Annotated in this window: 17 protein-coding genes; 1 reads left to right on the top strand and 16 read right to left on the bottom strand. The window is 37.5% G+C overall.

Features of this window, described 5'->3' with window-relative positions:
* Nucleotides 1-117: 117 nt before the first annotated feature.
* Both whiA and AB3K24_RS02635 read right to left on the bottom strand, forming a co-directional pair.
* Complete coding sequence (gene whiA / locus AB3K24_RS02640) at nt 118-1,062, bottom strand: DNA-binding protein WhiA (protein ID WP_367973669.1); 945 nt, start codon at nt 1,060-1,062, stop codon at nt 118-120.
* Nucleotides 1,062-2,036, bottom strand: coding sequence for a gluconeogenesis factor YvcK family protein (locus AB3K24_RS02635; protein ID WP_367973668.1), 975 nt, complete (start codon nt 2,034-2,036; stop codon nt 1,062-1,064). Before AB3K24_RS02635 ends, whiA begins: the two co-directional genes overlap by 1 nt.
* A gap of 256 nt (nt 2,037-2,292) precedes the next feature.
* Between AB3K24_RS02635 and AB3K24_RS02630 the strand changes: the two genes are divergently transcribed.
* Nucleotides 2,293-2,415 carry a putative metal homeostasis protein gene (locus tag AB3K24_RS02630; RefSeq protein ID WP_010015310.1) on the top strand — a complete coding sequence of 41 codons (123 nt, stop codon included), beginning with the start codon at nt 2,293-2,295 and terminating at the stop codon, nt 2,413-2,415.
* 58 nt (nt 2,416-2,473) lie between these two features.
* Here the strand turns inward: AB3K24_RS02630 and uvrA are convergent, their stop codons facing one another.
* The 14 genes from uvrA to AB3K24_RS02560 all read right to left on the bottom strand — a co-directional run bounded on the left by uvrA (nt 2,474) and on the right by AB3K24_RS02560 (nt 23,827).
* Nucleotides 2,474-5,344, bottom strand: a complete 2,871-nt coding sequence (uvrA, locus tag AB3K24_RS02625; protein WP_367973667.1) for an excinuclease ABC subunit UvrA — start codon at nt 5,342-5,344, stop codon at nt 2,474-2,476.
* A 156-nt stretch (nt 5,345-5,500) separates the two neighbouring features.
* Nucleotides 5,501-7,507, bottom strand: coding sequence for an excinuclease ABC subunit UvrB (gene uvrB / locus AB3K24_RS02620; RefSeq protein ID WP_367973666.1), 2,007 nt, complete (start codon nt 7,505-7,507; stop codon nt 5,501-5,503).
* Between the two features lie 69 nt (nt 7,508-7,576).
* On the bottom strand, nt 7,577-9,742 hold the full coding sequence (locus AB3K24_RS02615; protein WP_367973665.1) for an LTA synthase family protein: 2,166 nt from the start codon (nt 9,740-9,742) through the stop codon (nt 7,577-7,579).
* A gap of 87 nt (nt 9,743-9,829) precedes the next feature.
* On the bottom strand, nt 9,830-10,093 hold the full coding sequence (locus tag AB3K24_RS02610) for a YkuJ family protein (RefSeq protein ID WP_367973664.1): 264 nt from the start codon (nt 10,091-10,093) through the stop codon (nt 9,830-9,832).
* Between the two features lies 1 nt (nt 10,094).
* Nucleotides 10,095-11,126, bottom strand: a complete 1,032-nt coding sequence (locus AB3K24_RS02605; RefSeq protein ID WP_367973663.1) for a lysylphosphatidylglycerol synthase transmembrane domain-containing protein — start codon at nt 11,124-11,126, stop codon at nt 10,095-10,097.
* Between the two features lie 15 nt (nt 11,127-11,141).
* Entirely contained in the window at nt 11,142-12,149 is a 1,008-nt protein-coding gene (locus AB3K24_RS02600; RefSeq protein ID WP_367973662.1) for a glycosyltransferase family 4 protein, read from the bottom strand.
* The gene (locus AB3K24_RS02595) at nt 12,150-13,379 is read right to left on the bottom strand and encodes a glycosyltransferase family 4 protein (protein WP_367973661.1); all 1,230 of its coding nucleotides are present in this window, start codon (nt 13,377-13,379) and stop codon (nt 12,150-12,152) included. It abuts the gene before it with no gap.
* A gap of 149 nt (nt 13,380-13,528) precedes the next feature.
* Nucleotides 13,529-15,310, bottom strand: a complete 1,782-nt coding sequence (locus AB3K24_RS02590) for an ABC transporter ATP-binding protein (protein ID WP_367973660.1) — start codon at nt 15,308-15,310, stop codon at nt 13,529-13,531.
* A 2-nt stretch (nt 15,311-15,312) separates the two neighbouring features.
* The gene (locus AB3K24_RS02585; protein ID WP_367973659.1) at nt 15,313-17,031 is read right to left on the bottom strand and encodes an ABC transporter ATP-binding protein; all 1,719 of its coding nucleotides are present in this window, start codon (nt 17,029-17,031) and stop codon (nt 15,313-15,315) included.
* A gap of 203 nt (nt 17,032-17,234) precedes the next feature.
* Nucleotides 17,235-19,217: an ABC transporter ATP-binding protein/permease gene (locus AB3K24_RS02580; RefSeq protein WP_367973658.1), complete on the bottom strand. Its 1,983-nt coding sequence runs from the start codon at nt 19,215-19,217 to the stop codon at nt 17,235-17,237.
* A gap of 34 nt (nt 19,218-19,251) precedes the next feature.
* Nucleotides 19,252-19,752 carry an NUDIX domain-containing protein gene (locus AB3K24_RS02575; protein WP_367973657.1) on the bottom strand — a complete coding sequence of 167 codons (501 nt, stop codon included), beginning with the start codon at nt 19,750-19,752 and terminating at the stop codon, nt 19,252-19,254.
* A gap of 67 nt (nt 19,753-19,819) precedes the next feature.
* Nucleotides 19,820-20,470, bottom strand: a complete 651-nt coding sequence (locus tag AB3K24_RS02570; protein ID WP_367973656.1) for a YfbR-like 5'-deoxynucleotidase — start codon at nt 20,468-20,470, stop codon at nt 19,820-19,822.
* An 80-nt stretch (nt 20,471-20,550) separates the two neighbouring features.
* Nucleotides 20,551-23,103, bottom strand: a complete 2,553-nt coding sequence (gene mprF / locus AB3K24_RS02565) for a bifunctional lysylphosphatidylglycerol flippase/synthetase MprF (RefSeq protein ID WP_367973655.1) — start codon at nt 23,101-23,103, stop codon at nt 20,551-20,553.
* On the bottom strand, nt 23,090-23,827 hold the full coding sequence (locus tag AB3K24_RS02560) for an alpha/beta fold hydrolase (protein ID WP_367973654.1): 738 nt from the start codon (nt 23,825-23,827) through the stop codon (nt 23,090-23,092). Before AB3K24_RS02560 ends, mprF begins: the two co-directional genes overlap by 14 nt.
* Between the last annotated feature and the right edge of the window lie 3 nt (nt 23,828-23,830).

Below are 23,830 nucleotides of genomic sequence, written 5' to 3'. Positions count from 1 at the left end.
AGTTGTTAGGCTCCTTAAATTTAAAATTATTATGTTGCAACGCATGCTCACTTTAAATAAGTAATCAATGCTTAACACTATTTTAGCACAAACAGCCTCTGAGTGCTAAAATTTATTTTATAATTTTGTTAAATCATATTGCGTGCCGTCCTGAATCATTTGTGCAAGCTCTTTTATTTTACGCATGCGATGATTAGCACCAGATTTACTGATTTCTAAACGTTCACCCAACTCTGCTAAAGAATCATCAGGATGTTCTAATCGTAGTTTAGCAATATCTCGTATTTTTTTGGGTAATAAATCCAAATCACCAATTTCATTTGCAATAGATAGTATTTGCTGCACTTGTTTATTTGCAGCATCAGCAGTTTTTTGAATATTAGCCATTTCAGCGTTAGTCATGCGATTAACCGAGTTGCGCATATCCCGCATCATGCGAATATCTTCAAATCGTAACATCGTTTGCATGGCACCGATAGTTGACAGAAAATCAACTATTTTTTCAGCACGTTTAATATAGACAATAAAACCACCCGAATGATCAGTTATTTTAGCCGGCAAAGCAAACTCTTTCATGATAATCAGTAACTGTTCTGCCAGCTCTTCATGCGTCGTAAAAATTTCCAAATGATAATTGGCTTTTTCCGGAGAATTAACCGATCCAGCTGCTAAAAAAGCGCCACGTAAAAACGAACGTCGTTTGTCGACTTGATTCAGAATGCGCGCTGGGATTTCCGGATGCAATCCAAACGGATCAACGCCTAAATCAGCCATGACTTCAGCCACTTGATTTTTAAGTAACACGCCATACGATTTATGTTGCGACATATGATTATGATCTGTTACCCTGACTTCAACCACGATATCAACATAATTTTGTGTTAGCAGGGTATATATGCGCCGGGCAATAGCCGCATTTTCAGTTTGAACCGACACCGTTTGATCAGATCCCAATGTGCTCACGCCATTCATTCGCATCAAAGCAGACAACTCTGCTTTTGCATTGCCATTATGAACAAGTAACCCCGTTAATTCTTTTTTAACATCCGATGCATATGACATTAGTGCCACTCCAAAATCTGTAATAATTCTTTCAGTATTTTTTCACCATCATGAAATGCACCCGCATCACGTAATTGTAAAAAATCACCGGCTATCTGTTTGGCACCTTGTACATTAACAGCAGCTTCATCTAGTTTTACTTGCTTAGAAATTTCATCCCACTTTTGAAAGTCGACAAAATCATCCGGCACAACAGCGTTATTGGCAACAACATAATCGACCACAGGTGCACCAATGTGAGAATTTAAAGCTAATAAATGTTGCGCATCAGTATAAGCATCTGTTTCACCCTTTTGTGTCATAATATTAGAAATATACACTTGTTGCGCCTTTGTATGACGAAGTGCCTCATTGACTTCAGGAACCACCACATTAGGGAGTATGGAAGTGAACAAACTCCCTGGTCCATACACAATCATGTCCGCATTCATAATTGCCTCGACCACCTCCGGCGCTGCCTTTGGTTCTTCTCCCGGCTCATCCCCAGTGACCCACACATGATTAATTGTTTTGTGCGCGTGCGTAATTTCTGCTTCACCTGCAATAATGTCACCATTTTCAAATTCAGCATGTAACACCAAGGGTTCATTAGAAACGGGATAAATTCGTCCCTGTACATTCATAAAGCGCGCTAAATGTTGTACTGCATCAAAAATATTCCCATGCATTTCCGTCATTGCTGCAATAATCAAATTACCGACCGCATGCTTAGCAAAAAAATCATCTTTAGCATCAAAACGATACTGCATGACTTTTGTAATTGCAGGATCAACATGAGACATTGCAACAAGAATATTACGAATATCACCTGGTGGCACAATATTAATATAATTTCGTAACAAGCCACTAGATCCACCATCATCTGCAACTGTCACAATTGCAGTTAGATCGACATTTTTTTTAACTAGTGGTTTAATAATAACCGGTAACCCTGAGCCACCGCCAATAATAACAATTTTTGGTTTGTTTGGCATAATATTTAAGTGTTAACTCCCATTAGTCACTGCAGCTTTAGATACCGCTAACGTTAAGTCAGGAAGATAACCACATCTACTTTCTTAGATTTTCTTATTATTATTTTAACGCATATTGTGGCATGATGTTTACATTCTTTAATAAAATAGGTATACTTATATATTGTAAGTAAGATTGCTAGTGTAAATGTAGCTGATTCGATTACATTTAACACCGTCCCTATTTGCGAAAAAATCAAATTGGAGATCTCATATCATGACAGAAAAATTAGACATCGCTTCAGCAGCTCGGAAATTAAAGAGCCCCAACATCAAGACGCGCAAGCGTGCATTAAAGGCCATTCACGATTTAGCTAAACAGGTGAAAATATCTAAATAGCCAATGTGTTCATTTTAAAAGCATCCATGAGTTTTTTGACTCATGGATGCTTTTTATGTTACTTTAATGCCGCTGAACGTGCCAAGTCGCGTGTCATAATGGCTTTCAAATATTTTCCCGTATATGATATGTCGTTTTTAATGACTTTTTCTGGCGTGCCAGTTACCAAAATGTTACCGCCACCAGCACCACCTTCTGGTCCCATATCAATTACCCAGTCAGCAGATTTAATAACGTCTAAATTGTGTTCAATCACAACCACAGTATTCCCTGCGTCAACTAATCGTTGCAAAACAACTAGTAGACGTGAAATGTCATCAACATGTAAACCAGTCGTCGGTTCATCCAATATATACATTGTTTTACCGTTCGTTCGACGGTGTAATTCAGAAGCCAACTTCATACGTTGTGCCTCACCGCCCGACAAAGTCGTGGCCGACTGTCCCAATCTGACATATCCTAAACCAACATCGTTAATCGTTTGGATCTTACGCGCAATTTTTGGGATTGGTGCAAAAAAATCTAATGCTTCTGAAGCTGACATATCTAAAATTTGAGAGATATTAAATCCCTTATACGTTACTTCTAGGGTCTCCGAGTTATAACGTGTCCCATTACAAACCTCACAGGTGACATATACGTCAGGTAAAAAGTTCATTTCAATTTTAATGACCCCATCACCACGACAATTTTCACAACGCCCACCCTTCGTATTAAATGAAAAACGGCCTTTATTATAGCCTCTCATTTTGGCTTCATTGGTTTGTGCAAACAGATCACGAATATTATCAAATACGCCGGTATACGTTGCCGGATTAGAGCGCGGTGTGCGACCAATAGGTGACTGATCAATATCAACAACCTGTTCGATATTTTCAACCCCATCAATGCTCTTATATTTACCCGGTTTCTCTGAATTATTATTCAATTTCTGTTTCAAGGCACGTTTTAAAATCTGATTTACTAAAGTTGACTTCCCAGATCCTGAAACGCCTGTCACTGCCACAAATTTACCTAAAGGAAACTTAGCAGTGACGTGTTTAAGGTTGTTTTCGTCAGCGCCTTTTATTGTAATATAAGTACCATGACCTTTTCGTCGTTTAGTCGGCACTGGTATGAATTTTTTCCCGGATAAATACTGTCCGGTTAACGAACGTTCATTGCCGGCGACCTCTAATGGTGTCCCTATAGCTACGATTTCACCACCCAGCGTCCCTGCACCTGGGCCAACATCAATGAGATAATCTGCAGCGAGCATTGTATCTTCATCATGTTCAACAACAACCAATGTGTTTCCTAAATCACGCATATTCCGCATTGATTGTAACAGCATATCATTATCACGCTGATGTAAACCAATCGAAGGTTCATCTAAAACATACAAGACCCCTGATAAATTAGAACCAATTTGTGTCGCTAATCGAATACGTTGTGCCTCGCCACCAGAAAGCGTACGGGCCGAACGTGATAACGTCAAATATTTTAAACCAACACTTTCCAAAAAACCTAATCGATCTCTTATCTCCTTAAGTATCGGCTTCGCAATGATTGTATCTTGCTGTCCCAAAACGATGTCATTAAAAAAAGTTAATTCTTTATCCACTGACATGTCCGATACTTCACCAATATGGTGCCCATTAATTTTAACTGAACGTGCAGCCTCATTTAAACGATAACCATGACATGTCTGACAAGTTAACTCTGTCATGTATTTAGCCATCTGATCACGTGTGAAATCAGAATTTGTTTCATTAAATCGCCGTGCGACATTGCTAAGTACACCCTCAAATGGTATATCGACATCGCGCACGCCGCCAAAGTCATTTTGATAATGAAAATGAAAATCATTATCACCTGAACCATTCAGGAGTAACGATTGCTGTGCTTTTGAGAGTAATTCAAATGGTGTATCTAAATCAATGTTGTATTGGTCAGCAAATTGTTTTATCATTTCTGGATAGTAATTTGATGAAATGGGATTCCAAGGTGCTATCGCACCTTCACGTAAGGTTTTTGTGGCATCTGGTATAACTAAATCAATATCCACCTCACGGGTCACCCCCAACCCTTGACATATTGGACATGCACCAAGTGGTGCATTGAAACTAAACAGCCTAGGTTCCAAACGGCCCACACGAAAATCCTTCAAATTGCCTAGGTAATGGTCGGAAAACTTCAATGGTGCAACCACTGGTTCTCCCTCACGCGTGGCAACATCTAGCTGGACTAAACCACCTGTCAATCTAATTGCTGCCTCTATTGAGTCAAATAGACGTGAACGCGAGTCTGAACGTAACACAATGCGATCAATCATGACATCAATGTCATGTGCCTTATTTTTATTCAAGGCTGTATCTTGCGTATCAATTTCTAAAATTTCACCATCAACACGCGCGCGAATATAGCCTTGCTTTCGCATATTATCAAAAGCTGTTTGATGAGAGCCACGTTGTTCTCTTATAATTGGTGCAAATATCACTAAACGGACACCAGTCGCTAACTTATTAAAGACATAGTTTACCATTTGATCAATTGATGTCATAATTTTGGTACCATCTTGCGGATCATCTGGCCGACCAACACGTGCATACAACAGCCGGAAGTAATCGTTAATTTCAGTGACTGTACCAACTGTTGATCGCGGGTTATTAGAGGTTGTTTTTTGATCAATAGAAATAGCTGGTGATAGGCCATCTATTGAATCAACATCTGGCTTGTCCATTTGTCCTAGGAACTGACGTGCATAGGAAGACAAACTTTCAACATATCGACGTTGTCCCTCTGCATACAGAGTATCAAACGCCAAAGAAGACTTCCCTGACCCAGACAGGCCAGTAACTACTGTTAACTTATCTTTAGGAATATCAACGTCAATATTTTTTAAATTTTGGGCGCGGGCGCCACGTATTTCGATGTTAGTTTTTGCCATATTTTTTAAAACGCTTGTGGTAGCTGTATCATTTAAAGACACGATGTGTTATTCACACTACTGACGAACGCATTTCCTTATCTAATTTATTTAGTACTATCATTGTGATAATGATAGTACTAGTTTACTTATTAATAAGCAGTATTGTAAGCATACTTACAATACTGCTTTTAATGCCATCACACTATCCCGCAATTGTGCTGCCTCTTCAAAATCTAAGGCTTTCGCTGCAGCTTTCATTTGCCCTTCCATATTGACAATGATATTCTGTTGTTCATCTTGAGGTAGGTCTTTAAAAGCAACCTGAGTCAGGTCAATCGTTGACTTACCATCCGTTGATACTGAACGAACAGAAATTAAATCACGTATTTCTTTTTTTATTGTTGTTGGCGTGATCCCATTTTTGGTATTATACTGCATTTGGATTTCGCGACGTCGTGCCGTTTCATCTATTGCTTCTTGCATCGATCGCGTTATCCGATCAGCATACATAATAACATGCCCATTAGCATTACGCGCCGCACGTCCGATAGTTTGAATCAGTGATCTTGGATTACGTAAAAACCCTTCTTTATCAGCATCTAAAATAGCGACTAGAGATACTTCAGGTACATCAATGCCCTCACGTAACAAATTAATACCAATTAAAACATCGTACTTCCCTAAACGTAAATCACGTAGAATTTCGGTACGTTCAAGCGTTTTAATATCAGAATGCAAATAAGCAACTTTGATCCCCACATTTTTAAGGTAATCAGTCAGATCTTCCGACATACGTTTGGTTAATGTTGTGACAAACACACGTTCATCTTTTGCCGAGCGCTTATTAATTTCACTCACTAAATCATCAATCTGTCCCATCACTGGATGCACTTCAATTTCTGGATCAAGTAAGCCTGTCGGCCGGATGATTTGCTGCGTCACATGATCATCAGACACACGTTCCAATTCATAATCACCTGGCGTAGCAGACATATAGATGATTTGATTAACATGCTTTTCGAACTCCGGTAATTTCAAAGGACGATTATCCAATGCTGATGGTAAACGAAAACCATAATTTACTAAAGTCTCTTTTCGCGCCTTATCGCCATTATACATACCACGGATTTGTGGCATTGTCACATGGCTTTCATCCGCGACAATCAAAAAATCATCCGGGAAAAAATCTAATAAGGTAAATGGTGGTTCACCTGGATTTCTACCATCCATCCAACGTGAATAGTTTTCAATACCACCTACAAATCCCATTTCTTCCAGCATGGCCAAATCATACTCTGTTCTTTGCTTAATACGTTGCGCTTCAATCAGCTTACCTTCTGCTTCAAATTTACTGACTTGTGCGACCATTTCTTGTTTAATCCCAGCAAGTGCAGTGTTCATCTGATCGTCATCAGTCATAAAATGTTTGGCTGGATAAATTGATACAAAATCACGCTCTGCTGCTGTTTCACCTGTTAATGAATTAATATCGCGAATACGATCAATCTCATCACCAAAGAATTCAACACGCAATGCCATTTCATCTTCGGAAGCAGGGAAAATTTCCATAACATCACCACGTACACGAAAAGTGCCACGATGAAAATCAATATCATTACGTGTAAACTGAACATCAATCAAATCACGCATCAATTGATCTCGCCCATACTCGTTCCCAACACGCAAATTAATGACATGTTCTTGATACTGATGTGGATCGCCAAGTCCAAAAATTGAACTGACTGATGCCACAACTATAACGTCTTTCCGAGATAGAAGCGAACTTGTCGCAGAGTTACGCAATTGATCAATTTCGTCATTCACTGCCGAATCTTTTTCAATAAATGTATCCGAGCTAGGTACATACGCTTCTGGTTGATAGTAATCATAGTATGAAACGAAATATTCAACTGCATTATTTGGAAAGAATTCTTTTAATTCACTATAAAGTTGTCCAGCCAAAGTCTTATTATGACTCAACACTAAGGTAGGTTTCTTAACAGTTTTCACAACATTAGAAATCGTGAATGTTTTACCCGTTCCTGTAGCGCCAAGTAGTATTTGCTCTTTAACACCAGCATTAATACCTTTGACTAATTGACTGATTGCTTGCGGTTGATCGCCAGTTGGCTGATACTTGGAGACGACTTCAAATTCATGATTTATAACATTTTCAGGCATAATTTTTTCCTCAGTCTACTTTAGTTTATTATACAATAAAACGAACAAACGTTCTATCGTTTGTTCGTTTTATTTTGTTGACTCATTCGTTTGACTGTTTGAATCATCCAAAGATGACGTGTCATTCACTTCTGGTGCATCTGTTTTATACAGATCCGTTGTGGATTTATTTTTATTTTTTGCCAATATACTTGACGGGTTTGTTTGTTGTGCAGCTTTTAGTTTAGCCAGACCAACACTTCTTTTATAATCGAAATCTTTTTTATTAACTGTGTGAAAATCAGGACGTGATTTATCAAATCGTAATAAATCACCCGTAATAACTGAATCTGAATATTCTAGTACCTTGTTCACGTAGTCTTGCGTTTCAGTAGCCATTTTTTTAAGGGCTGCATCTGATGCTAATGTTACCTGCTCACCTGTTTTTGTATTAAAATATTGATTATTATATTTCATGTAAGTTGGTGTTACCCAATCGCCATCACGAAATGGTACGACACCTTCATATTTTGGCGACAACATATCTTGCCCAAACATGGTCATGTCATCATCTGGCACACCCATAACATCTAATAACGTCGGCAACATATCAATTTCGCCACCATAAGTATGATCAACCCCACCTTTTAAACCATTCGCATGAATCATAAACGGTACTTTTTGAAACTGTGCCAAATCATAATTCGTTAATTTATCTTTACCAAGAAGTTGCGCAATGGCAGGTTGATGATTTTCTGAAATACCATAATGATCGCCATACAATACAAATACTGAATTATCATATAACCCTGCTTTTTTTAAATAATCAGTCAATTCACCAAATGATTGATCTAAATAATGGGCTGTCTGTACGTATCCATCGACAGTTTTATCACCCGTTGTTGTCGCTGGAAAGTCAATGTTTTCTTTGTCCAATTCATATGGATAGTGGTTTGTTACTGTCAATAATTTGGCATAAAAAGGTTGTGGTAATTGCTCTAAATAACGTGCGCTGTCTTGCAAAAATATTTTATCTTTTAAGCCATAACCCACATTAAAACTTGGTTTATTCGCATTAGGATAGTACGACTTAGAAAAGAAGTAATCATATCCAAATGATTTATAAGTATTGTCACGGTTCCAAAAGCTAGCCACATCCCCGTGAAAAGCAGCCGTTGTGTAGCCACGTTGATTCAAAATTGCTGGCAATGATTCAAAAGTATTGTTTGTCCCATATTTCACCATTGCTGAACCAGTAGACAATCCATACAAAGAATTCTCTTGCATCATTTCTGCATCTGATGTCTTACCTTGTCCAACTTGATGATAAAAATTATCAAAACTTAACGTATTTTGATCGTGGTAAAACTTATTCAAATTTGGTGTCACTTCACGACCGTCAACTTTGTAATCTATCAGGAACTGTTGGAATGATTCCAAATGGATCATGAAGATATTTTTACCTTTTTGTGTCCCATAATACTGAATATTATCTGGCTTTTTTTGTGTTGCGACAAATTGTTTAATTTTGGCCAAATCAGCTGGTTTAGCACGTTTCCTACTCTCAGTTTGATTGTACGTTTGCACGGCATTAAAAACAGCGTACTCATTGAGTCCTAAATACTTAACAATATAATTATTATCAAATGACCGTGTCAATAGTCCTGTACGATCGGTTGATGCAATGCCAAAATCTACCAGCATTAAAACAACACCTAAAATCGTAGTCAAAATGGCAAATTTTTTCTGAACCCCTTTACGATCTATTGTCAGTTGCTTAAAAACGACAAGTCCAATTAAAATAATAAGATCAATAAAGATCATATAATCAGACCAATGAATGATGGCTGCAATGGACTTCCCTAAATTATTACCAGTTGAACTGCCAGAACTTAGTATGCCCATGGACAAAAAATCTGAAAATTCACGATAGTACAAGATATTAGCAAATAACCACAATGATTGGATAAAATTAAACAAAATTGCAATCCAATAACTTAACGCACCTCGAAAATACAACGCAATACTTAAAAATATAATAGCAGTTGGTAATGGATTCAAGAATAGTAAAAACTGCTGTGTTGCGCCCTCTGCCCCAAGGTTAAAATTCATATGATAATTAACAAACGTTTTAAACCATACTAGGATAACGTTTAAGACAAAAAACCAAACTAAAGGTGCTGACGTGTCCATAGTTTGCTTAATTTGGCGCCAAAAATTTTTGGGGCTTGGAATTTTCTTTAAGAGATTTACCATTTTGTTTTCCTTCATAAAATATTGACTGTCAAAATAATAACAGCAACACTATTATTGTATTAAATCATACCATCTTATATTGTACACTTAGAATATTAATTTAAAATCATGTAATATATCATAAATCTCAATCGCTACAAGATCAATGTCGTCAAACTGAAATTGTCTGACTTCTCGATGCTCATGAATTGTCCAAATTCGAGTTAATTGGTCATATTCTACTCGTAATGCCTCAATACCAAATGCATCAAATCGACGCGTTTGGTATTGATTATCATTTGAGTCAATCATAGCACGCAACCGATTTAAAATTTGATTTAAATCACTCATGTGCGTTTCTTCAAGCGTCATATTATTGCCCTTTCTTTATTTTTCGAGCAGGAATCATATAAGCAATAATGCCTGCAAATAAGCCAAAGTAATAAGTGATTAACCGCCATAACAAAATCACCAGAATCAACGTCGCTGGATTTTTGACAAACGGTGAAAACAACAGTTGAAAACTTAATTCAGCGCCGCCAACGCCACCAGGAATTGGGAATAACGAAATAACCATTACAATCATGATGTTCATTGTGACAATTAACCAAGGATTGACACTTTCGTAACCAAACGCACGAATCACGAAATAGGGAATCATATAAAAAACAACCAATTGCAAAATAGTAAAAATACTAGCACCTACGAGTGATTCCCAACTGCTAATCACACGACGTGATTCTTCATGAAAGGTCGCTATTTTTTGTTTTATTTTTGTAATTACTCTATCTTGCCGCTCAGACGACATCACTTTTTTAGTCAAAGGTGACAAAATATCAACTAATCGTAACGTCATTGCTGGCCAAAACATAACCAATGCGATGCCCAGAATGACAAAAGCATGGATTGCAATGGCAAATGGAATAAATTGTGCAAACGTTGGATCGACTTGTGCATAAATAAAATGTTCTGCTGAAAAGTACCCAACGATAAAAAACAAAACAACAACTACTTGATATACCAAGAATTTCATTAAAATAACAGATAATGCTTTACCCGATTCAATGCCCGCTTTAGTCATACCGAACAATTGCGCAGGTTGTCCACCAGTAGCAAAGGGTGTGACACCTGTACCAAGTAAATTCAACAACGGGACGCGCAACAAAGAGGCGACTGACGTCCGTTTGCGATCATCTTTATTTAACAGCACATAAGTTGCTGCTGCTTCTAAAAAAATCGATAAGATCATCATTATCAATCCCAAAAAGAGCCAACGCCAATCTAAGTGTTTGAGTGCGACTGTTAGCTCTTCTCCCTTACCACGCAACTCATTTGTTAAAAAATAGACGACCACAGCCGTTAATACAACCACGATTGTCGTTGATATTTTGTCTATTTTTGACATAATCCCCCCTTACCGCTATGGTGCTAGTACTGCTTCGTAAACATGTTTTAATTGCTGACCGATTTCCGGTAGATCTCGTGCCACAGCAAGTTGATACCCTGCCTCGGTTAGATCAGGTAACGTCTTATTTAAAATTTGAACCATCTTGGTATCAAAATCATCTAGATCATTTGCTTGATAGCTATTAACACCATCCTTTAGCCACTGGTGATATACTGGAATATTTCTAACTAACACATGTTGTTTTGAAGCCAAGGCTTCCAAAACCACAATGCCTTCTGTTTCCTCGTAAGATGGATAAAGAAATAAATCAGCACCCTGATAGGCGCCTTGAATGACATCACCTGTAATATAACCTGGAAAAATTAGATTTCGGACATGGTTTCCTTTAACTAGCTGTCTAATTTTTTGAGGTACCAATCTTAAATCTGTATAGCCAAACCAAACAAACAGATACTCTGGATGCCTTTTGGCCAATGCAACGAAGTCCAAAATACCCTTTCGTTCAAAAAAAAGACCAACACTCACAATAACTTTTTGATCATCAGACAAATCGAAATAATTACGAAAAGCCTGAACTTTATCGTTATTTTGGGCATATTTTGCTAGCGGAATACCGTTTGATATTGGTGTGATTGGTTGTTCAAGACGATAGCCTCGCAATAACTGCTTTGAATACGGTGTCGGTGTAATTAAGGCATCCGCTTTTTGGTATAGCGATACCAAATAACGTTTGAAAAAGGGTGATATCATATTAGAACCAATAAATGAATTTCTGAAATCTTCATACGTTGAATGGCCATGATAAATAACTTTTTTACCCATCTTATGCGCTTTATTTACCATATGCTTGCTATTAACACCATAAGTATTAATATGCAAGATATCATAATCTATACACTTTGGATCAGTTGTTACCTCAACATCAGTGTACGCTAATGCTTGTTGTTGTAATTTCAAAGCACGGCCAATACCTGATTTAGCAATTAATTTTTGATTTTCAAAATAGAGTAAAACTTTCAATTAATTTCTCCTAAACGGATTACGTAAAATACGCTTCATATAGCCTACTTCATCGGCTGTTGGGTTGTCATCATCAGGCATATCTGCTTCATGATAATCTGATAATACCGACTCATAGAAGTCCAGTACACGACCTGCAAAAGTAGTTGCGTCAACATCCTTCATTTTCTTAGATCGCATCAGCGTATCAGATTCTGACACATCACGTCGTAAATAACGTTCAATCCCAGCTAATAACTCATCATAGTCCGAAACTAACGTTCCAATAGCCTCATTATCGACCAAATTATCTAAATACGGCGAATGTATTGCAACAAAGGGTCTGTTTGCAGCCATTGCTTCAATGAATGTCAGCCCCTGTGTCTCAGTATCAGAAGAACTAACAAATACATTACTCAATTGATAATAATCGATGATATCATCATGATTCACCATGCCTGCAAATGTCACACGTTTTTCTAAAGCCAGTTCACTAACCTGCTCCTCTAGCGATTTTCTAGCAGGCCCGTCTCCGGCAATGACTAGCCTCGCATCTGGACAAGTCTGTAATAATTCGGAAAAAGCAGATATTGTCAAGGCAACATTTTTTTCAAATGCCAAGCGACCAAGCGATAGAATGACCGGTTCTTCTGGTGGAAAACCATATTTTTCACGCAAATTTTGGTGCGCCTCACTTGTATTTGGCAATGATACACCTGTCGGAATAACACGAATTGGCGCCTTAACACCATATCGTAGTAACGTTTCTTGCACAAGCTGAGACGGTGCAATGACGCCTCTCATTCCCGCCATATAAGCCTTCATTAATGTGCCTACGCCTTTTGGGCCAATTAATAGTCCTCTCGCAACGTAATGCGTATAATCTTCATACATTGTATGGTATGTATGAACAACAGGAATTTTAAGTTGACGTGCCACAAATTTTCCTAATAAGCCTAGGGAAAACTCTGTTTGTGTATGAACAATATCTAACTGTAGTGACTTTGCGATTTCAACAGCCTGAATCAATCCTCGAAAGGCCAATCGTCTATCTTTAAATCCCGCATAAGGCACACTAGAAAAACGATAGATATGTGATTCAAATTTGTTTTTTGAAACTTTAGGGTCAGTGGATGTAAATATATATACTTGATGACCTTGCGCCTCTAGCGCTTCTTTTAACGTTTTAATGGAAGTAGCAACCCCACTAACTTGTGGGAAATACGTATCCGTAAAGAGACCAATATTCATTGTGTCCTCCAAAATTTATATGAACATTAAAGAAAAATCTATAATGACAATACTGATATTATACCATAAATTTATAATTGTTCAGTATACACAAAAAGCATGATGCAACGTGAATTAATCACGTCGCATCATGCCACCTACTTTACTAGTTAATCAAATACCATTTGATTATGATACAATTCAGAATAAAAGCCACCTTCAGCAATTAAAGTTTCGTGGGAACCTTGTTCGATAACCTTGCCATCTTTGAGCACAACAATTTTGTCAGCATCCAGAATAGTTTTCAAACGATGCGCAATCACAAAGCTTGTGCGTCCCGCAATGACATTATCCATTGCAGCTTGAATACGTGCTTCAGTAACCGTGTCTACATTCGAGGTTGCTTCATCTAAAATCAAGAAAGCAGGATTCGTTAAAATTGTTCGAGCGATCGCAAGCAACTGCTTCTGGCCAGTTGAAAATACTGAATTTTCATCATCGACTATCGTTTGATAACCCGCTGGCAGTGACACAATAAACTCATGAATGTTAGCTTGTTTAGCCGCTTTAATCATGTCATCTTCAGTTGCTTTTGGCGCCCCAAATTTGATGTTATCTGCAATAGTCCCACTAAATAAAACTGAGTCCTGTAACACAATACCAACATGGTCACGTAACGATTTTAGATCTAAATGACGTACATCAACCCCATCAAATTTAACGGCACCCGTGTCAACATCGTAAAATCTATTCAATAAATTCATAACCGTTGTTTTACCTGATCCAGTTGGCCCGACTAACGCTACCATATCGCCTTTTTTAACATGAATTGATACACCATGTAAAATTTCTTTATCAGCTGTATAGCCAAAATGAATGTCTTCAAGCGTCACATCTGAATTAATTGCACGTAACTTTTGCCCATCGACTGGATTAACTTCTTCGGCTTGATCATGAACATTCGATAAACGTCGCGCACCCGTTACAGCCAATTGTAGCATGTTATAAATTGACGTGATCTGTGTAATTGGTTGATAATATTGCTGTGAGTAATTCACAAAGACAACAATCAACCCTAATCCGACTGCCTTATCCATACCTTCAGAAACGACCAGCCACGAACCAAAGAAAATCACAATCGCTAAATTCAATAAAGACAATCCCTGCATTAACGGAAATAGCATACCTGAATATACTTGCCCTTTGAAAGTAGCTTGTTTCACTTTTTCATTGTGCGGCATAAATCCCGCAATTGATTCTTCTTGTAATCCTTGGGTGATAATAATTTTTTCACCATTTATTTGCTCATTAATGTAACCATTCATGCTGCCAGTTGCATCTTGTTGTTCATCAATAAAATGGCGTGCACGCGAAATAATAACCCAAGCTACAATAATGGCTACCGGCGTTGAGCCCATTGTGACCCATGCTAATTTAACATTTTGGTCAAACATCATCCAAATAATACCAACAAATAAGGCAAACTGTGATAAAAGTTGGAAAATTGCTTGGTTCATTGCATTAAAAATATTATCCAAATCAGATGTGAATAGCGATAATATTTCACCATCTCGATGTGTATCAAAATATTTGATTGTCATCTTTTGTAACTTAGCAAACAAGCCAATCCGCATACGACCCGACGCTTGTGCTGAGACACGGGAAGACAAAAAGCTCGAAATAAACATCGTAACTGCTGTCAAAACAAAGAATAACATCATCGCTTCAAGCGCATGATAAAATGGCGTTCTACTAGCAACTGCACGTGTTGTCGGGTTCATATATTGCCCAAGATAATTTGCCAACTCAGTAATTGCTTGTCCCATATAAGCTGGCGCTTTCACTTGGAAATAAGTTGAGATAATCGTTATTACCACAACAAACGATAAACTAATCCAATATTGTTTCAAATAGCTAGCAAAGTATTTAATGGCGCGTTTAATATCACTCATTTTCAGTTACCACCCTTCGCTTTTTGTGTTTCGTATATTTCAGTATAAATTGGTGATTTGCTTAATAATTCTTTATGCGAACCAATACCAACTAATTTCCCTTCATCCAATACTAAAATACGATCAGCATGAATCACTGAACTAATTTTTTCAGCAATGACAAATGTTGTCGTCTCAGAAAGCTCGTTGTTTAAGGCCTCCTGCACAAGTTTCTCAGACCGCGCATCTAAAGCAGATGTCGAATCGTCTAAAATTAAAATTTTTGGCGATCCAACAACACCACGCGCAATTGACAATCGTTGCTTCTGCCCACCTGAAAAGTTTGCTGAACGTTCTTCTACAAGATGCTCAAAACCGTCATCATATTGATTAATAAACTCAGATGCTTGCGCAATATCTGCAGCTTTTTTCAAATCCTGGGTATCAGCTGTTTTTTTACCTTGACGTAAATTATCAGAAATCTTACCACTAAATAAAATGGCACGTTGTAAGACAAATGATACTGTCGATCGCAATGACTTTTCGTTGACTGCTTTTAAGTTAACACCACCAACAAACACTTCACCTTCAGTCGGATCATACAGGCGCGGAATAAGTTGGGCTAAAGTTGATTTTCCAGATCCAGTAGCGCCAACAATCCCAATCATTTCACCAGATTTAACCTTAAACGAGACATTTTCAAGTGCTGGTTGGTCGTCCCCAGGATAAGTAAATGACACATTGTCAAACAATACATCCCCAGTTAAATTTATTTCTGGTGCCGTAGGATTATAAGTTAAATCCGCTTTTGTATCCAAAACTTCTTTGATACGGCCAAGCGACACAAAACCACGTGAAGCAAATGTTGACATCATGCCACCAATCATAATCGCAAAAAATATTTGCATCAGATATGAAATAAACGATGTAATCGCTGCTAAATCATTGGGATGTTGGACGATACCTCGACCAACAAATAATACTGCCACGCCAATAGCTAAGTAAGAAATTAACATGAACATCGGAATCATTGTTGAAAACAAATACCCAATGGTCGTTGTTACGCTGGTTAAATTGTTTGAATTTTCAGTAAAACGTTGCGTTTCATTTGTTTCTTGATTAAATGATTTGACAACACGCACACCTTGCAAATTTTCTTTAGCAAGTGTATTCGTTTTATCAATTAAATTTTGAATTTTAATAAAGTATTTACCCATTCGTTTAAATACCACTTGTGAGGCCAATGCAATTAAAATAACCATTACAATCACGATCCACCACAGTCTAGGCAAAGTCATCAAGGCTAAAATAAAAGCGCCAATAAACAATATTGGAATGCGTGTCAAAGACTGAAATACCATCATGACTAATTGTTGCACTTGGTTAATATCATTGGTCATACGCACAACTAAATTACCCGCTGAAAACTTTTCAATATTGCTAAATGAAAATGATTGAATTTTTTGATACTCATGGGCGCGTATATCTGCAGCAATATTTTGTGATATTTTGGCCGCAAAAATTGTGTTAATCACACCTGCAATCAAACCAATCACTGCCAAAACAATCAACTGTATACCATAAACCATCACACTATTTTGATCATCTGCAATAATTGCTTTCATGACATGCTGGAGTAAACGTGGTTGCCACAAGGAAGCGCCAGCCATAACCGCAACAGCAATAATTGAAAAAATAATATCTCGCAAATAAGGTTTAGCGTGTTCCTTTAAAATTTGCATAATGAGCTCCTTTTTAAAATGATGCATTTTAGAAAAATACAATAACACGTTTCATTATATCAAAACAATATCCTAAAAGTTTATTTTTTAACAAAAAAAACAACCCATTATAATGAAATTTTCATTTAACAGGCCATTCATTTTTTACTTTATCATACTACTCTGCATCTGACAGAAAAGCAAAATCAGATTTATGATGATTGTTAATCAGCAGCTAACGCATCAATCGTGTTTAATTTTGCTGCCCGTCGTGATGGCACAAAACTGGCAATTAATGCAATTAATATTGAGATAACAACCGCAAAGATAACGTTCCCAATTGATACTTGTACAATACTAAAATGTATTAACCCATTTAGCGCAGCATTCATCAATATTTGACCAGCATACGCCATCGCAATACCTACGATTGCTGATATAACTCCCATCAACAAGGCTTCATTTGTAAACAAGCCTCGAATATCTTTAGATCGGGCGCCAAGCGCACGAAGCACACCAATTTCACGTGTACGTTCAGAAACAGACATGTAGGTTGTCACGATTATCATAATAGCTGAAACGAGTAATGATATACCAGCAATAGCAGCTAACACATATGAGGCCAAACTTGTAATCGTATTAATTGTGCTTAAAATATCGGTCAAAGACACCCCAGCAAAACTTTGCATACCATTACTTTGTAGTTTATTAATGCTCTTCATTGTTGCGCTGACTGCTTTGGTATCTTTTATTTCAACAGCAGCATAATTCGCATCTGTTACGGCATTATTTTTCTTCAAATCATCTTGCATTGTTGCCCAATTTTGAATAAACATTGCCCCTGATTGACCGCCATCCGTCATACCAGCAATTTTGGCTGAAGTGGCAATGACAACTGGCCGATTTTCTGAATCAAACGCCATGTAACTAAATGAGATATTTTTACCAATCAACGCTTTATAGTTACTTTGAATTTTTTTAGCATAACCCTGATCAATCAGCACTTCGCCATTTTTTGCCTGATGACCAGCTTTAATTGTTTTTTCGGAAACTTGTGGTGACCATGATTGTAATTGCACTGGCTGTGATTTCACATTGCCATACGTAAACACAGCATTTCCAAACTGACCACCAGCATAAACTGCGTCAACCCCCTGCACTTTGTCTAAACGATCTAACATGGCGTTATTCATCGTTGTAGCTGAGTAGTTTGTCGCCATAGCTTGTGTCGTGGCTTGCATACGTTCTGTCGCACTAGCGTTTTTATCTCGCGTTGTATTACGAACGACAGTCTGATAATTTGGATTGACAAGCGCATCCACTTGGTTGGCAATATAACCTTTAATCCCGTTACCTAATCCTAAGAAAATAATAACCGAAAATACACCGATTGCCGAGCCTAATATGATTAAAAAATTCTGAAGCTTTTTATACTTTAAATGATCAAATGCCATATCCCAAACTGACGATGATTTCAAAGGTCGAGAAGTCAAACGTTCAGTCGTTTTTGGTACTAAAAACTTGTCCTTTAGATACTTTTCTTCATCAATTTTACCATCAGCCATATGCAAAATACGCGTGCCATATTCTGCAACCGCCTGCGAATGGGTGACAACAATAACAAGCTTACCCTCCTCAGCAATTTGTTTTAATAACTCAAGTACCTCAATAGTATTGACAGAATCAAGTGCGCCAGTTGGTTCATCAGCAATCATAATATCTGGATCTGATGCCAAGGCACGCGCAATTGCAACACGTTGCTTTTGACCACCTGATAATTGCGATGGATATTTGTTGATATGTTCAGCCAACCCCACCTTGTTCAATAATACTTTTGCTCGCTCTTTACGTTCAGCAGCAGACAAAGTTGTCATGCTCAAACTTGTTTCAACGTTCTCTAAATTAGTTTGATAATTAATTAAATTAAAACTTTGAAAAATATAACCAATCGTTTCACGACGATAAACATCCAACTTCTTTTCTTGCTTATGATCAAGTTTGTCGCCATTAACTTCAACTATTCCTTCAAAGTTACGATCTAACCCACCAATAATGTTCATCAAAGTCGACTTACCACCACCAGACTCACCAAGAATCGAAACAAATTCTCCCTTGTCAAACGATAAGTCAATCCCATTTAAAACAGGAAACTCGTCTTTACCTAGATAGTATGATTTCTTAATATTTTGTAATTCTAAAAATGCCATATTTGCTCGCTTTCAATTTTAACTTATGTTAAATTCATTCGCCATGTTCACGAATCCAAGGTTTTTCACTGACTTCATTTTCTGTCAAAACACTATGTATTGTCTTTTGAGCCTGAGGAACAAACATGTTAGGCTCAGGTACCACTGATACAAACTGTAAATCAACGGTCTCTGTGCCATCTTTGCGTAAAGTGCCACCGATTTGTTTGACTTCAAAACCAATGCCCACAGTCTCTTGTGCATCACCCCATGAATTTTTTTCTGTTATATTTGTCGATAAACCTAACACGCGTGTCACTTCAACATCCAAACCAGTTTCTTCTTTAAACTCTCGGATAACTGCTTGTGTCGGTGAGTCACCATACTCTAAGTAACCGCCTGGAAATCCCCATCCTGCGTCAGAATCCCAGCGTTTTTCAAGGAGTATTTTATCATGTTGTTCATTCCATAAAATACCATAAGCTGACATGAAGATCATCCCCTCATGACCAACTTTTTCGCGCATACGTGCAATATAATTCTTTTTTAACACCACTATTCCCCCCACTAACTCATACCTTAAAAGCTCATCATACTTTCTGATTTTTAGTTTAACCATTCTGTTACTTTTGAGAGGCAGCAAAATCTGGTAATAAACTTTTAGCTAAATCATACAATTGCTCTTTGCTGATGAAATTTTCCTCAAAAATATCTGGTAAAATATCTGTCGCAATATATTTAACACTCGCCATATCTTGAAACTCAGCCAACGCTTCTAAACTACTTTGAAAAATATTAACAAATACAGGTTCAGGGTTAAACTTTTCCAATTCGCCATACGCTTCATACAGCAAATCGACCTTATCAGAAATCGACAAAATTTGCCCCTCAATACTGTCATCTTTTCCTTCACCGAGACGTCGCATGTAAGCTGATTGAAATTGACTTGGTATTTCTGTTTTAATAAAATTTTCCGTCATTGACTCTTCAACATCAGCTAACATTGATCGTAAGGTGGCTGTCGCATATTTCACTGGTGTTTTAATATCGCCAATAAAACGTTCTGTGTAATCATGATTCAAGGCCTTTTCATAGACCAATTGCCAATTAATAGTGGCACCATTTTGCTCTTCAACGTCTGCTAAAAATTGTGCAATTTGGGCGACTTTCCAAGAATGTGCTGCGACATTATGTGGTTGATACTTAAAAAATCCTGGGGCGCGATTAATTAATTCTAACTGGGTCATTCCCATAAAAAATTCGTGCATTGGCATAGTAACTTATTATACATGACTGACCTCATCCTCATCGACGTGAGACTGAGTAACTGACACATACTTTCCCTCCTTAATATTTAAAAAACGTTATCTTTATCATACACGACTTTTATCTCAGGTGCACGCGCAACTCCCTTGTTATCAATTTTTAATAGACCAATCATCACCATCAGAATCCAAGATTTTCTTGAATATGCAATATACATAGGTACCCAATTTTTAGTGAATTTACTTTTATAGTGATGTAACCCTTCAAAAGAGTACACCTTTGATCCAAATTGATAAACTAAATTGGCTAGCCGTTCTCGTCCAAAACTTTGACGGTGTTGTCCAACATTTGCCAAGGGTGACATCCCTAGATTTAGTGTTGTTAACCCTTGTGCTTTAGCATATGCAATTGTATTAACAAATAAAACATCCATCACACCATTTGGTGATTTTTTAGTAAAACGCATCAGGTCAACCGCCATTTGTTGCTCCGTGTGTGACGTTACAAGTGTGGCATATGCCTCGATACGACTATTTTTTTCTAAAACGGCAATTGGATATCGTTGGATATAACGGTCGTCATAAAATCCTAGCGAATAACCCTTTTCTTCCCGACCTGCGAGCCATTCATCGCTAATGGTACGTAATTGCATCATAATGTCTTGACTAAAAGGTGGTTGCAACACGTTAAACTCAAACCCACCACGCGCTGCTTGATGCACGACTGAACGTATATTTTGCATCTTTTTACCTGCGGTTGAAAATTCGTCAAGCAACACCTGCGCCTCTTCACCCAGTTTAAAAAAATCATAGCCAAATTCATGAGCCAACATAGCAATGCGTTCGCTCACTTCGTAAAATACTGGTATGTATCCCAATGCATCAGAATCCTCTACAAACTGTTGCATGCCTTCAGAGTAATAACTAGCATCGCCAAATGGATCTCCCATCACCATCGCCTTATTATTGATAATTCTAAATTGCACGGCCAAGACATCGTGATTATTTACCTGATAATAGTAGAATCGTTTGTCACCAATAAACGCAAGGTTAGTGTAGTGCGTATCCCCAACAGCCAACATGTGGTTTAACCTTTCTTCATCAAAAGAAACGCCAAGTTGTTGTTGATGCGCATACAGATAGCGTAACAATACGACACGAAACACTGAAACAATCAGAATCACTATTGCGCCCGTAAGCCACCAATGTACTGAAGGCATAAGACCTGTATGTTTTAAATTGTGAAAATGATGCTGTACAAACGGCGCGTTACTGACACCTAATAATACATAACTGATAATCAAGACGCCCCAAATAATACCATCAACCACTTGTTGCTCCCAAGAATGAATAAACTGCTGACGATATAACGTTTTTTTACTCATTATAAATGCAACTAGTAGTACAGTAATGAAAATTACCGGTGTTATGTATTGATAACTGATTAGTATATAAATAAAAACTAAACCTAACACTAAAATTGTTGATTCGTAAGCACGGGCTACCTGATTAGCTACCCCCCGTGCACTAATTAACAATAAAAATCCAAGTACAATATTTGGCAACTGATTAGCAACTACGTAAATACTTGGTAAGCGTACGAAACGATTTAAGCCCATAACGCGCTGAGCAATATCTGGCATTGTGCCAGACAACACGAATAAAAAGCCTAATAAATACAATGTTAATGTTATGACGCGGTGTGTTACGATCCCCGCTACATAGTGAGGTACACCACGATAATCCGCATTTATTTTATGCGACAACCTGTAGGAAAGTAAAAGTAGTGCGCTCAGTAAAGGTAGTAGATTATAGAAAACACGGTATAATATCAACCACACGACTGCTTTTCCTTGTGATAGACCAATATTTGATAACAAAAGTAACAAAGCGACATCAAATGATCCCCAGCTGCCAGGTGTCATTGTCGCAAAAGCAATCGTGCTCGCAATAACAAACAAAAGCATCATCATGCCAACCTGAATTGACGACACGCCAATGGTAACCCCAATAACAACGAACAAACCCATCTGCAATAGCAATGCTAAACACGACGTACCTATAAACCATTTTGCGACATATCTTTTCATCCCTTGCCATAAATGTAAGCCGGGTATAAATGATATCATACCGATAATGCCCACAATAATTAAAATGGCAACTAACCATACCATGCTACCATCAAATCCGGGAATGACCTTTAAAAATAGCGCGATAAAAGCGCAAACACTTGCAACTAATAGGCCACTCAAACTCAAGACATACATTTGAAAATAAGGTTTCAATTGGTTTGGTCGATTTTGGTCAAAAAAAAGTATGCGCCGTAAAAGTAAACTAACAGTACCAGCAAAACCGGCATTAATATTAAAAACATTGATTAACCATGCCCGTTGATATAATTCATTTTTTTCGATACGATAATTTTGCCATTTAGCCAAAAAAACGTCATTTAACGTGGTAACTAGAACGGATAAAAATCCAAATACGACTAACATTATAGTCTGCCACCAGGTTAAATCATTTATCGTTGATAAAATCATTCGCCAAGTGATCTCGCGTGTCATAAATATTAATTGTGTAACTAAGATAATTGTTGTCGCTGGCACAATTAATCGTGCTAAAATATATTTAATTTTTGGCATTGACTATTCCCCTCAGTAAAAATGGCATCACAAGTTGGCTAAATTTTTTTGGATTAGTATAAGTCACAAAATGACTATGCCGTTGTATGATCATAATTTCTGAATGTTGTAGCGCATGGGCTATATAGTTGATATGACGCCTTTTAACTAAATCAAATTCACCAATTACTATCAGTACAGGTGCCTTGACTAGAGTAAGCTCTGCTACTGTGATATCCAAAGGTTCACTCATGACATGTAATTGTTCATGTCGCCGTCTTGCATAAGGGCTAATTGCTGCCAACATACCTGTGCAAAATTGCGCCATATCATCCATCAACCAAAGAAATTTATAAATCCCATCTTTTGAAACATTGGGTGCATTAAGTACCATTCTCGTAACATTTTTGGGATAAAGCGTTGCATATTTGATTGCAATATTTGCACCATCACTGTAACCTAACAAAAAAATGCTATTTATCCCCAATTTCACACGTAAAGTATTAATATCCAGTATAATATCATTTATTCTAATTCTGTTTTTGGCATTAGTAGAACGCCCATGACCACGCGTATCAATCGCTATCACATGAAATGACTTTTCGTATTGTTTAATTTGACGACGAAAATATCGTGCTGAACTACCATTACCATGTAGTAAAAACAGCGCTTGTTGATTTAATTGACCATATTCATCGTACACAATTTTAGTACTATCTCGCATGATTATTGATTTTGTTATCATAAT

The organism is Leuconostoc aquikimchii, from assembly GCF_040838325.1.
In the GTDB taxonomy this organism is placed as follows: Bacteria; Bacillota; Bacilli; order Lactobacillales; family Lactobacillaceae; genus Leuconostoc; species Leuconostoc aquikimchii.
Note: the sequence above shows the minus strand (reverse complement) of the source record. Positions and strands in the feature narration are given on the sequence as shown.

Coding starts and splice junctions, on each gene's coding strand:
- AB3K24_RS02585 (WP_367973659.1), bottom strand. CDS start 17,031: ATGCAAATTTTAAAGGAACACGCTAAACCTTATTTGCGAGATATTATT.
- AB3K24_RS02595 (WP_367973661.1), bottom strand. CDS start 13,379: ATGAATATTGGTCTCTTTACGGATACGTATTTCCCACAAGTTAGTGGG.
- uvrB (WP_367973666.1), bottom strand. CDS start 7,507: ATGCCTGAAAATGTTATAAATCATGAATTTGAAGTCGTCTCCAAGTAT.
- mprF (WP_367973655.1), bottom strand. CDS start 23,103: ATGCCAAAAATTAAATATATTTTAGCACGATTAATTGTGCCAGCGACA.
- uvrA (WP_367973667.1), bottom strand. CDS start 5,344: ATGGCAAAAACTAACATCGAAATACGTGGCGCCCGCGCCCAAAATTTA.
- AB3K24_RS02590 (WP_367973660.1), bottom strand. CDS start 15,310: ATGAGTGATATTAAACGCGCCATTAAATACTTTGCTAGCTATTTGAAA.
- AB3K24_RS02615 (WP_367973665.1), bottom strand. CDS start 9,742: ATGGTAAATCTCTTAAAGAAAATTCCAAGCCCCAAAAATTTTTGGCGC.
- AB3K24_RS02610 (WP_367973664.1), bottom strand. CDS start 10,093: ATGACGCTTGAAGAAACGCACATGAGTGATTTAAATCAAATTTTAAAT.
- AB3K24_RS02635 (WP_367973668.1), bottom strand. CDS start 2,036: ATGCCAAACAAACCAAAAATTGTTATTATTGGCGGTGGCTCAGGGTTA.
- AB3K24_RS02560 (WP_367973654.1), bottom strand. CDS start 23,827: ATGATAACAAAATCAATAATCATGCGAGATAGTACTAAAATTGTGTAC.
- AB3K24_RS02630 (WP_010015310.1), top strand. CDS start 2,293: ATGACAGAAAAATTAGACATCGCTTCAGCAGCTCGGAAATTAAAGAGC.
- AB3K24_RS02605 (WP_367973663.1), bottom strand. CDS start 11,126: ATGTCAAAAATAGACAAAATATCAACGACAATCGTGGTTGTATTAACG.
- whiA (WP_367973669.1), bottom strand. CDS start 1,062: ATGTCATATGCATCGGATGTTAAAAAAGAATTAACGGGGTTACTTGTT.
- AB3K24_RS02570 (WP_367973656.1), bottom strand. CDS start 20,470: ATGCCAATGCACGAATTTTTTATGGGAATGACCCAGTTAGAATTAATT.
- AB3K24_RS02580 (WP_367973658.1), bottom strand. CDS start 19,217: ATGGCATTTTTAGAATTACAAAATATTAAGAAATCATACTATCTAGGT.